The 11,103-nt window shown below is 38.7% G+C and carries 16 protein-coding genes and 1 other annotated feature; of the genes, 1 reads left to right on the forward strand and 15 read right to left on the reverse strand.

Annotation, left to right across the window (positions count from 1 at the left end):
• Positions 1–39 precede the first annotated feature (39 nt).
• The 7 genes from HMPREF2686_RS02490 to HMPREF2686_RS02520 form a co-directional block, all read right to left on the reverse strand.
• On the reverse strand, positions 40–786 hold the full coding sequence (locus tag HMPREF2686_RS02490) for a DeoR/GlpR family DNA-binding transcription regulator (protein WP_003007732.1): 747 nt from the start codon (positions 784–786) through the stop codon (positions 40–42).
• Positions 787–1,002: 216 nt separating this feature from the next.
• Entirely contained in the window at positions 1,003–1,296 is a 294-nt protein-coding gene (gene rpmA / locus HMPREF2686_RS02495) for a 50S ribosomal protein L27 (RefSeq protein WP_003002805.1), read from the reverse strand.
• A gap of 17 nt (positions 1,297–1,313) precedes the next feature.
• Positions 1,314–1,658, reverse strand: a complete 345-nt coding sequence (locus HMPREF2686_RS02500; protein ID WP_003002581.1) for a ribosomal-processing cysteine protease Prp — start codon at positions 1,656–1,658, stop codon at positions 1,314–1,316.
• A gap of 15 nt (positions 1,659–1,673) precedes the next feature.
• The gene (rplU, locus tag HMPREF2686_RS02505) at positions 1,674–1,988 is read right to left on the reverse strand and encodes a 50S ribosomal protein L21 (RefSeq protein ID WP_003002830.1); all 315 of its coding nucleotides are present in this window, start codon (positions 1,986–1,988) and stop codon (positions 1,674–1,676) included.
• A 34-nt stretch (positions 1,989–2,022) separates the two neighbouring features.
• Positions 2,023–2,110: a sequence feature (ribosomal protein L21 leader region), on the reverse strand.
• A gap of 140 nt (positions 2,111–2,250) precedes the next feature.
• Complete coding sequence (locus tag HMPREF2686_RS02510) at positions 2,251–2,793, reverse strand: membrane lipoprotein lipid attachment site-containing protein (protein ID WP_024055387.1); 543 nt, start codon at positions 2,791–2,793, stop codon at positions 2,251–2,253.
• Positions 2,794–2,845: 52 nt separating this feature from the next.
• On the reverse strand, positions 2,846–4,066 hold the full coding sequence (gene thiI, locus HMPREF2686_RS02515; RefSeq protein ID WP_070449094.1) for a tRNA uracil 4-sulfurtransferase ThiI: 1,221 nt from the start codon (positions 4,064–4,066) through the stop codon (positions 2,846–2,848).
• Positions 4,067–4,084: 18 nt separating this feature from the next.
• Positions 4,085–5,227, reverse strand: coding sequence for a cysteine desulfurase family protein (locus tag HMPREF2686_RS02520; RefSeq protein WP_049507345.1), 1,143 nt, complete (start codon positions 5,225–5,227; stop codon positions 4,085–4,087).
• 192 nt (positions 5,228–5,419) lie between these two features.
• Between HMPREF2686_RS02520 and HMPREF2686_RS02525 the strand changes: the two genes are divergently transcribed.
• Positions 5,420–5,854, forward strand: a complete 435-nt coding sequence (locus tag HMPREF2686_RS02525) for a DUF6556 family protein (protein ID WP_049507343.1) — start codon at positions 5,420–5,422, stop codon at positions 5,852–5,854.
• Between the two features lie 19 nt (positions 5,855–5,873).
• Here the strand turns inward: HMPREF2686_RS02525 and HMPREF2686_RS02530 are convergent, their stop codons facing one another.
• The 8 genes from HMPREF2686_RS02530 to HMPREF2686_RS02565 form a co-directional block, all read right to left on the reverse strand.
• Entirely contained in the window at positions 5,874–6,218 is a 345-nt protein-coding gene (locus HMPREF2686_RS02530) for a hypothetical protein (RefSeq protein WP_024055918.1), read from the reverse strand.
• A 13-nt stretch (positions 6,219–6,231) separates the two neighbouring features.
• Positions 6,232–6,519 carry a hypothetical protein gene (locus HMPREF2686_RS02535; protein ID WP_024055917.1) on the reverse strand — a complete coding sequence of 96 codons (288 nt, stop codon included), beginning with the start codon at positions 6,517–6,519 and terminating at the stop codon, positions 6,232–6,234.
• A 15-nt stretch (positions 6,520–6,534) separates the two neighbouring features.
• A complete protein-coding gene (locus HMPREF2686_RS02540) occupies positions 6,535–8,139 on the reverse strand; it encodes a hypothetical protein (RefSeq protein WP_024055916.1) in 1,605 nt (534 codons plus the stop codon).
• Positions 8,140–8,227: 88 nt separating this feature from the next.
• The gene (locus tag HMPREF2686_RS02545) at positions 8,228–8,668 is read right to left on the reverse strand and encodes a hypothetical protein (RefSeq protein ID WP_049507341.1); all 441 of its coding nucleotides are present in this window, start codon (positions 8,666–8,668) and stop codon (positions 8,228–8,230) included.
• Positions 8,669–9,010: 342 nt separating this feature from the next.
• Positions 9,011–9,454 carry a hypothetical protein gene (locus HMPREF2686_RS02550; RefSeq protein ID WP_049507339.1) on the reverse strand — a complete coding sequence of 148 codons (444 nt, stop codon included), beginning with the start codon at positions 9,452–9,454 and terminating at the stop codon, positions 9,011–9,013.
• Positions 9,455–9,500: 46 nt separating this feature from the next.
• Entirely contained in the window at positions 9,501–9,938 is a 438-nt protein-coding gene (locus HMPREF2686_RS02555; RefSeq protein WP_080978893.1) for a lipoprotein BUG3, read from the reverse strand.
• 122 nt (positions 9,939–10,060) lie between these two features.
• Positions 10,061–10,486: a hypothetical protein gene (locus HMPREF2686_RS02560; RefSeq protein WP_049507337.1), complete on the reverse strand. Its 426-nt coding sequence runs from the start codon at positions 10,484–10,486 to the stop codon at positions 10,061–10,063.
• A 31-nt stretch (positions 10,487–10,517) separates the two neighbouring features.
• Positions 10,518–10,985, reverse strand: coding sequence for a hypothetical protein (locus HMPREF2686_RS02565; RefSeq protein ID WP_049507336.1), 468 nt, complete (start codon positions 10,983–10,985; stop codon positions 10,518–10,520).
• Positions 10,986–11,103: the final 118 nt, after the last annotated feature.

An 11,103-nucleotide genomic window follows, 5' to 3' on the forward strand; every position in this document is an offset into this window, starting at 1 on the left:
ATTGAGAGGCTAGGACTTTTGTCCCAGCCTCACTTTGTTTTATATGATTTTCGTATACAAGGCGTATTTGTCTTTGATTTTCTTTGGAATACTATCATCGGTAATAATGGCATTTAGATCTTCCACACGATAGAAACTGTAGAAGGAATAACTATCAAACTTGCTGTTATCAGCTACCACATATTTCTCTATCGCATTGTTCAGAATAATGGCATTGCCATTTCCTTCTTCTTCATTGGCTGTGGAGACACTATGCCCATCGATCCCATTGACCCCGATGAAGGCCTTAGAAACCTTGATTTCTTTCAAAAGTTTATTGGCAAATTGACCGACAAAGGTTTGTGTCTTTACCCGGTAGCGACCACCAACTAATATCAAGTCATAATTCGGGAAATCCTTGAGCTTCTCAAAAATAGGCAGGGAGTTGGTGACGATGCTAATTTCTTTCCCTTCCAAATAATCTCCGATAAAGTCTGTTGTTGTACCAGAGCCAATAAAGACGGTATCCCCATTTTCGATCAAGTCTGCACATTTTTTGGCAATGCTTCGTTTCTCATCAATATTGATCAGATTTTTTTCACTGTGAGAAGCTTCTAATAAGCTATCTTTGACTTTTTTGTGGGCCCCACCATGTACACGAACTAAAAGACCTTGTTTTTCAAGATCAATCAGATCGCGACGAATGGTCATATCTGTCACCCCAAAAAGTTCCTTGAGTTCTTTGACCGATACCACACTTTTTCGATCCAGTTCCTGAAGAATTTCAACATGTCTGCTATCTTTCATGGTACTACTTCCATTCCTACTATATTTGTCTCTATTATACTACATTTTTCAAAAAACACAAATTCAAACATTATATTAACAAGAGTAAACACGATATTTTTGAATAAATAAAAGAAAAAAGCCTTCCGTCAATCCGGAAAGCTTTGATTTATGCTATTTCTAGCTTCCTCACCTTAATATTTCAAGGCTCGGGATAAAAAGGTTCACTGAACCTTTTTATTTTGCGATTGGGTAAACAGAAACTTGTTTTTTATCGCGACCTTTACGTTCGAAGCGTACTACGCCTTCAACTTTTGCGAACAAAGTATCGTCTCCACCACGTCCAACGTTCACACCTGGGTAGATGTGTGTACCGCGTTGACGGTAAAGGATAGATCCACCTGTTACAGTTTGTCCATCAGCTGCTTTAGCTCCAAGACGTTTTGCTTGTGAATCACGTCCGTTTGATGTAGAACCTCCACCTTTTTTGTGGGCGAAAAGTTGCAAGTTAGCAAGATTCAATTTCAACATAATTGTTTTCCTCCATGTTAGTTTTCTGTGATAACTCTTGTTTGGACGAACTCTGAAGAGTTCTCCGATAAGTTTGCCATCCCTAAGAAAAATGATTCAAAGAATAGTTGGGTCATTTCTCTTTGATGTGGTGGAATATCTGTCGGGATTGTGACCCGAAGGAAGCCACCTTCTTCTTCGTTTAATTCTAGATCCGGTTCGTAGCCTGCAAATTTCTCAACAGAGTTGACAAAGTTAATGGCTAGAGTCGAAACCGATGCACACACGACATCAAAGCCATATTCACCGCTTCCAGCGTGCCCAGTGATTTCTGCACTCCTCAGCTCGCCATCTTCGGCTCGTTCAAAGACTGCTTGTATCATGTGTTCTCCTAATAATTAAGCGTTGATAGCGTTGATGACAACTTTAGTGTAAGGTTGACGGTGACCTTGTTTACGGTGGCTACCTTTTTTAGGTTTGTACTTGTAAGTAACAACTTTCTTTTGTTTTCCTTGTTTTTCAACAGTTCCAACAACAGTAGCTCCTGAAACAAGTGGAGTTCCGACAACAGTGTTTTCACCACCAACAAGAACAACTTCGTTAAATGTAACTTCTTGACCAGCTTCGACGTTCAATTTTTCAACGTAGATAGCTTGACCAACTTCAACTTTAACTTGTTTTCCGCCAGTTTTAATGATTGCGTATGTGCTCATTATGCACCTCCTATGTATTTTTGGGTTTCCCCGTATTTTTGTGAAGACTCGCCTAGCATCGTGGGACGAACCACTTACTCTCATGGAAATGAGCGACGATGTTCGAGCGGTTGCACAGGCATGTGCATAGTCAACTCTCTTAGTATATCACTTCTATCAGACAAAGACAAGTATTTTTGCGCTTTGAAAACGAATTTCTTTTATAAAAGCGATTATTTTATATCTTTTATTTTAAGATCGCTTGTCAGTCCGACTTCTTCATCTACTTATCCTTAAATTTAAAGTCATTAAAGCTCATTTTGGCTTTAGACGAATCGTTCATCCCCTTCATTTTTTCTTCTTGTTCCTTAGTAATTTTTATCGGAATCGCTGCAGCAGTATTGGGTTTTAACACACCCGATTCGCTCACTTCATAGTCAACTGTGACATCTTTAAAAAGTGGCTCTCCATCATATTCCAAATTCAGGACAAAGGATCCATCACGATCGATGGTTGTGGTGGTACGATTCACAATAAAGAATAAGGCGAAGCGATTTTCCTCATTTCCAAAGGTATATCCTGGAAAAAAGACAAATAATTTTCCAGCTTCTCCAAGCGTTGGATGTTCCTTGATAAATTTCTCAGACGCTTCCAAGACTTCGTTGTCCTGGTCTTTATACTGCTCGGCCCTGACAAATGTGAGGGGTTCTTTTTTTCTATTGCTTGATTGGCTAGTCTTCTCTTCTTTTTTCGGGCCAGTAAACGATACTTTGACACAGCCTGTCAACAGAAGCAAACTTGTCATTAATACGATAATTTTTTTCATCTTGTCTCCTTTAAGTTGGTTAGAAAAAGAGGCTGGATACGCCCAGTCTCTCCTATAGCAAATCCTCAATCAGGTCATCGACCTCGTCTTTCTCCACTTTTGGAGTAATCTCTGTTACGATGATGCCTGCTACAGCTCGCTCAACTAAGGCTTCCACATCCAACCGTTGCTCATACTGCTCTGCATTTTTGAGTTTCGGATTCGTCTTTGGACGATCTGGTGCAAAGATGGTACAACAGTCTTCAAACGGTTGGATAGAGATTTCAAAAGTATCGATGGCTTGGGCAATATCGATGATTTCCAACTTGTCCATGGTCACCACCGGACGGATAACTGGTGTATTGGTTACCGCATTGATGGCCTGCATACTCTCTAAGGTTTGACTAGCCACTTGTCCTAAGCTTTCACCATTGATAATGACCAAACCACCGCGAACCTCGCGAATTCGATCTGTGATGCGCATCATAAAGCGACGGGTCAGGGTCATGAGGTAAGCTTCTGGCGCTTTTGCCTTGATTTCCTCTTGGATCTCTGTGAAGGGCACCTCGATAAATTGGATATTTCCTCCAAACTTGGTCAACTTCCGTGTTAAGTCATGGGCTTTTTTCAAGGCACCTGGGCTGGTATAAGGGGGGCTCGCAAAGTGAACGGCCTCGATATCCACCCCACGCTTCAAGGCTAAGTAGCCAGCTACTGGAGAGTCGATCCCACCAGATAGCATGAGCATCCCTTTGCCAGATGTACCAACAGGAAGGCCACCAGCTCCCTTAATGGTTTCATAAGAGATGTAGGCTGCTTCTTCTCGAATTTCAACTTGCAAGTTGATATCTGGTTTTTTCATTTGAGCCTGAATGGTTGGAATGGCTTCAAAGACAGCACCACCCAAGGTTTGATTGAGTTCGCGGCTATCGAGTTCAAAGGTATGGTCACTTCGCTTACTTGAGATTTTAAAGGTCAAGCCGTCCTTGTATATCTCCTTCATAATCTCTTGCACTGCCGCTTTTAAGGCTGGTACTGATTTTTCAATCTTGTAAACAGGTGAAAAATTTTGGATTCCAAAAACTTGCTTGAGGGATTCAGCCACCGGCTCATAATCCGTCCCATGTAGATAAGCATGGGCCCGATCGCGGTCCGCTGTCACTTTGACAGCCGGATAAATAGATAAAACATCTTGGATATTATTGCGAAGTTTATTGATGAAACGCATGCGGTTCTTCCCTTTAGTAGAAAGCTCTCCATAGCGAATCATAATTTCTGAATAGGTTAAGGTCATGTTGATTTCCTTCTAAAATTAACGTACTTTTCGTGTTTGTTCGTAAATCAGTTTGAACTTGGTCAAGAATTGCTCGACTTGGCTCATGTCATTTTCAAGATCGAGACTGAGGCGAACTGCTGTCTGAGCGATGCTCTTGTCCACTCCCATGGCAATCAAGGTTCCAGCTGGTTTTCCAGCCTTGGACGAGCAGGCACTGGTGGTCGAGATGTAAATATCAAACTCTTCAAAGGCATGGACCACTACTTCACCACGAACTCCCTTGATCCCGAAAGTCAAGATGTGAGGGGCAAAGTGATCCTCACCAGAAAAGACAGTGACATCTGGATAGTTGGCCAATTCTTTGCGGATCACTTCTTTCATCTGCTGGGTCTTACTGGCAAAAGCTTCTTGGTTTTCCATAGCTAAGCGTAGGGCTTTTGCGGTTGCTGCGATGCCTGCCACATTCTCAGTTGTCGAGCGCATTTCTTTTTCTTGACCACCTCCGGTTAAGATAGGGGTGATCTTTTTGCCTTCTTTGATGTAGACAAAGCCAACTCCACGAAGACCATGGAATTTGTGACTAGAGAAGGTCGCAAAGTCCACGCGCTCTGGTAGATAAACTTCTGTTGCTACCTTGGCTAAAGCTTGAACAGCATCGACATGGAAACTAATCGTTGGGCGATCCTCAAGGAGAGCCGCAATTTCATGGATGGGCTGGATGGAGCCAATCTCATTGTTGACGGCCATGACAGAGACCAAGGTCGTATCTGGACGGAGAAGACTAGCCAAGGCATCCACTTTGACAAAGCCACGCGCATCCACTGGAGCATAATCCACTTCGAATCCCTGCGTCTTTAACCAAGCAGCGGACTCCTTGATAGCGGGATGCTCGATGTCAGAGACAATGATATGCTTGCCATAAGGAGCTTTCTCAAAAGCGACACCCTTGATGATCCAGTTGTCCCCTTCGGTCCCACCAGACGTGAAGTAAATTTCCTCAGCTTTCTTGCCAATTAGCTCCGCAATTTGTTTCCGAGAAGCTTCCAAAATACGAGTAGCTTGACTACCTAGATTGTGCAAACTAGAAGGGTTGCCCCAGATCCGAGTGGCTACTTCTGTATAGGTCGCAAGGGTCTCTGGATAAGGTTTGGTCGTTGCTGAATTGTCAAAATAAATCATGTCCTACGCATCCATCACTTTCTTTTTACGTAGCTTCTATTTTATCATTTCTAACCGCTTGGGACAAGGATTTGATAAAGAGAGATGAAGTAAAATCACTCCATAAAATTCAGTTCTTTTTAGACATTTTTCAGAAAATGACTTATAATAGGAAAGTGTTAAAAAACAATTTTTGATAGAAAGAGAATGAACATGTCACAATATTCAAGAAGCAACAAAAACCAAAAACCTGAGGATACTACAGATTCTAGACCCTCACGTGGTGAAAAAGTCAAACAAGGCCTATCCGTATTTCAAACGGTTGTAGCTACAATTGCTAGTCTTTTAGGGATTATCGTCACTTCCTTTACTATTATGAGCCTGCTCAATAAAGACAATCAAAAGACAGAAGACAAACCATCTAGTAGCACCAGCGTCGTCGTGGTTCACGATAAAAGTTCTGACTCCACCGCGACAGATACCAACACAAATACCAACACGCAAACCGATTCAAGCAATACAGAGACAAGTTCTCAGAAAGAAACCAATAACTCATCTGCTACAGAAACTAGTTCATCTGCAGCGCAAGATCAAGGTTCCACCGCAACAGACAGTGGCGCAGATACAGCATCATCTGGATCCAACTAAAAAATCAGTAAGCACAACCTTACTGATTTTTTTTGGATTTCGATTCCAGCTTTTTCTGATTTTTATAGAATGCATCTATTTCATTGTCATACTCCCATTTGAGCTTTGAGCGCTCTTCCTGGATTTGATCCAATTGTTCAAAGACGTCACGTCGAAATCGTTCACTATTTTCATCCATTTGGAAAAAATAAGTATGAACTTCTGCAGGTAACTCACCTTCTGCCATGCGATAGACTTCTTCTTTCAACTGGTCCGTTTGCTGTAGAAAATAAGAGAGATCTTCTTCAAGAGATTCCTCTTTTTTCTTTAACTGTTTCATTTTGCTATCAAATTCAAGTTCTAATTTATAAAGATCTTCCTTCATCTTCTGTCAATTCTCAATTTCTTAGCGGACTAGTAAGTTCTGGTTTGCTCACTTTAGACAAATAGTTTTTTGCCGCAGTTGCGGCTTGTCCTTCAAGACCATCTGTGATATTTTCACTGTAAGTCTTTTTTGCATAGTTTTCTAATTCCTCTGCTTTTATATGCAGTCTTGCTTGGAGAGATATATTCTTTAGCTTTATAGTGTTCACTGCTACTACAACAGCCGCTTTTATTGCCAATCTCTGTTGTGCTTTCAGTCCTTCCAGTATTTTTTCATTCATAAACGGTAAACTTATTGGCATCGTTTCCTCCTTCTTTTATGATAGGGATCCAAAAATATCAGCTGCGCCTTGTTCATCAACCTCTACAAGTTTCTGCGCACATTGAATCATACTCTTTGAGAAGCCACTCATTTTTTCTTTGTAGTTCTTTAAATTACTTTTATCGGTCTCCGCAATTCCGCTATCCCACAAATGTTCAAAAGTCAAGTCAGTCATTAAACTTTCTCTTTCACTTGCTGACAATGCCCATCCCAATCCAAAAATAACATTTCTAGATAATTCAACCTCTATTTTTATGTTTTCTTCCGCAGTCGTGATCATTTTCTCTGTTTCTGACACCTTCTGCTCAATATCTGCATCTGCCAATTGAACTGCTGCATATAACAATTCTGTGCGAAGTAAGATTCGCTCCGCATAGCTCCCAGCACTTTTAATTTTGTTGTGCAAATTATTGGGATTCTTGAGGTCTAAATTTTTTCGATCCCATTCCAAAGAAGCTTTCTGGGCATCTTTTATAATTTTAGCATATTCTTGTAAATATTCTGAAAGTCCTGAAGCAATTGAAGGTATATTAGCAATTATTTTCGTGGCATCAGTGATACCAATACCAAATCCGTCACGAAATATTAAATAAATTTCTGTCTTATGATTCCAAGGATCTTTTAATGCTTCATGTAACAATGAAGCAAGTTTTTGAAATACCTCTGGTTTCATTGTCACAAAGCGTTCAATTGCTTCCTCAGGAAAATACTTCTTCAGATTATCTATAGTTCTTCTGTTCAGCTTAGCAAGTCTCTGGCCAGCAACTAACAACTCTGGATGATAGGATTCCGATGCCGTTAGGATATTCCCATAACTGTCTATTTGATAGGCACCAAAATCGTGAGAAGAATACTTGTCCATCATACTAGTATACTTAATTGGGACAACTACATTAACTTGACCAAGTTGTTGATCCCATGGTTTATCCCGATTGAGCATGCTAACTGGGTCAAAAGGATTGACATAATAAACAATTTTTTTATCCAATAATTTCAGTTTTTCATCACTATACCCAGCTTTTTTTAAACTCGCTGTTGTATCTGGGCCATCAAAAAGAACTGCTTTTCCAACGTGATTCAATTCTGATTCAGATAATCCTGCCAAACCTTGTACGGATACCATTGTTCCAAGCGAATGAGCCGTTACATCCATTTTAGCATCCGGGGCAGCTTTTTCTTCTAATTCAGTGATCTTTGCTTTCATCCCTTTTGTAGCATATTGTGCTTGGGGAACAATCGCATCCGTAAGTGCAAAAGCAGCATCATTATTGATCCAATCTTGATAGTTAAATTCCTTAAAATTACCTTTTTTGATTTGTGGTAAATTAATTCCAAAACCATCACTTCCACGAATCGAAAAATAAGTCTGGTGCGTATTCGCGTTGATCGTATCAGTATCTGTGACATAATAAGCGTGGTATCCAGTTTCTTCATCCTCTAACAACTTTTTATTATCCGGTTGAAGATAAACATTGCCACCATTCGGTAGATCCGTACCGCCACCTTTAGTTATCTGTCCATCCTTATCTTTTGCATCTATGGAGAAATTAAATTCAATGGATTTCCCTGAATCAAATTTTTTTCGACTTTCCGGATCCAATTGTTCATATGGAAACTTATTTGGTCTATCTCTGTAAGCTGATTCTGCTAATGAAGCATATAGATTATCAAAACTTTTTAAATTTCAATTAGTCAAATAATTTCCCCCCTACTCTAATGTAGGATCCTACATACATCTCATCTAAATTTAATGTATTATCCTCATTAATTGGGATATCTACTCCCCAACCCGATTCTTCAATATTATTTATACGTCCAAAAACATTCATATAATATTCAGGAGTTGTCAGTCCACCATCACTCCATTGTGTCTGATCCCAATCAATCTGAACGGATTCAACTTTTGAATTTTGTGCTTTGACTAAATCAACAATCTCCTGTTCGTGTTCTTTTAGATAGTCCAGTTGTTTTTTCTTTATAGTTTCTTCATCTTCCTTTAGGTCTTTCGTAGATGAAGCAGCAATCGTTTTTCCTTGTTTTGTATCATCTTTATGTTTCACGGTACATCCTCCTATACTTAGCAACACTGCAATTGAAGCAACTATTATCATGATTTTTCGACTTTTCATGAGTCCTCCTATCATTCTGTACAGATTATTCTCTAAAATTTCCACCTGTCATTTCTCTTAACAAACTCATTGTAATAGTCATTTGTTCAACTCATACTATTTATCTGCTATTTTCTATTCTAAGATTGAAAACTAGATGAATATTATTTTAATTATTATAGCATTTATAGTTTGAAAATCAAGTTATCTCACTACATAGAGCTTTTTAAAACATGAGTTAATTAATTCTTTACTTTTGATTATCAAAGTTTTAAATTAAAGAGTTATGACGTTGGTTACGATCTAGACTAATGGTCTATTACTTACACATAGCACGTTTTTTCCTATCATTTTAAGTTCAAATTACTCAAATAATCTTCCCCCTATGTTAATGTCGGATCCTATATACATCTCATCTAGATTCAATGTATTGTCATCATTAATTGGGATATCTACTCCCCAACCCGATTCTTCAATATTATTTATACGTCCAAAAACATTCATATAATATTCAGGAGTTGTCAGTCCACCATCACTCCATTGTGTCTGATCCCAATCAATCTGAACGGATTCAACTTTTGAATTTTGTGCTTTGACTAAATCAATAACCTTCTGTTCGTGTTCTTTTAGGTAGTCCAGTTGTTCTTTTTTTATGTCTCCTTCTGGTTTTTGTACGACTTTCTTTGAAGATGAGGTCGTTATCTTCTGTTCGGGTCTTTTGGCCAGGGTCATAATTTTTCCTCCAAGAAAAACCAGTCCTAGGATCGGTAACAAAATGATCAAAAATAGTTCCATTTGTCTCTTCATTTAATTCTCTCCAATCTACTCACTTCGAATTTATCTATCAACTTATTTATTCGAAAATTCTTCCACCTATCCTTAAGGATTGGCCCAAAGACATCATTTTTAAATTAATTTTTCCATCTTCCACGACTACATCAACTCGCCAACTCGATTCAGGATTTTGATTAAATCCACCAAAAATGAGAATCATTTCGTCACCACCTTGAGGTGTTCCATTCCCTGCTACTCCGCACTGAGTTTCATCCCAATATATTTGAACGGATTCTATTTTCGGACTTTGGGCTTTCACAAAATCAACAATTTCTTTTTCATGCTCTTTGAGGTGAGCGAGCTGCTTTTGTTTAATGGCTTCTTTGTCTTCTTTGATTGATGAAGCAGCAATCGTTTTTCCTTGTTTGGTATCATCTTTATGCTTCACGGTACATCCACCTATACTTAGGAGCGCTATAATTGAAGCAACTATAATCATGATTTTTCGACTTTTCATAAGTTCTCCTATCATTCTGTACAGATTATTCTTTAAAATGTCCACCCGTCATTCCCTGAGCTATTATGGGCTCATAGCTCAAATTTTTCCCTCTTAATAGATAGAATGATCTATTGATTTTATCAAGGAAAATTCGAACCAGAAATTGAATCAATTGAACTTGGATTCTCAACATTTGGTTTTGGGACAATAAAAAATGAATAGCCATTTAGTTCCTTATCATTTGCCCCATAGACCTTTAAACGGATGTCAAATCCAGATTTCGTAAAAGCACCACTATCTCCTACTTTCACACTATCCCAGTCATACTTGACTTGAACAACTTCTGGATCATTCGACTTTATGTAGTTCGTAATTTCGGACTCGTGTTTTTTTAAAAAGTCGACTTGCCTTTGAGTAACAGTTGCTGTATCCTCTTTGGTGGAGGAAGAGGTTGCAGTTTGTGCTTGTTTCGTATGAGCTTTTTGCTTTACACTACAACCTCCAATAATTGTGAAAATTAGCATTAAAGATATTAACTTAAGTGTACAATTCATTTTACTTTTCATGTTTCCTAATAACACTAATACTTCTATTTACTTAGGAAAAAATTTTCCAGCCACCATTTTCCTCGATATAGATATCATTTAGCATCCCCATTTTTTTGATAGTTGGTATGCTATTTTGATCTTCTAGGTAAAAATCAACGGAGAATTTTGTGTTTTCTAATTGATTAATTTTACCAGAAATAGATAAATTGTATCCACCACCCTGAGGCGTTCCATTCCCAGACTCTTCAATTTGCATACTGTTCCAATTAACCTGAACGGATTCGACTTTTGGATTTTGGGATTTCACAAAATCGACGATTTCTTGCTCGTGCTCTTTTAGATAAGCGATTTGCTCTTTTTTTATTTCTTCCTTTGATTTTTGTACAACTTTCTTTGAAGAAGTGCTTGTTATCTTCTGCTCCGGCCTTTTGGTCAGGGTCATGATTTTTCCTCCAAGAAAAACCAGTCCTAGAATCGGTAACAGGATGATTAAAAATAATTCCACTCGTCTCTTCATTTTTTTTCTCCAATCCTTCCTTTCATGACTAAATAGGCGGTCACTTTCCTTACTATTATAGCATCTTTCATTTGAATCTCAATCTAAGTCACTAGTTAGAGCTTTTTAAAGGTAATCA

It is taken from the genome of Streptococcus sp. HMSC057G03 (genome assembly GCF_001808745.1).
In the GTDB taxonomy this organism is placed as follows: Bacteria; Bacillota; Bacilli; order Lactobacillales; family Streptococcaceae; genus Streptococcus; species Streptococcus parasanguinis_Z.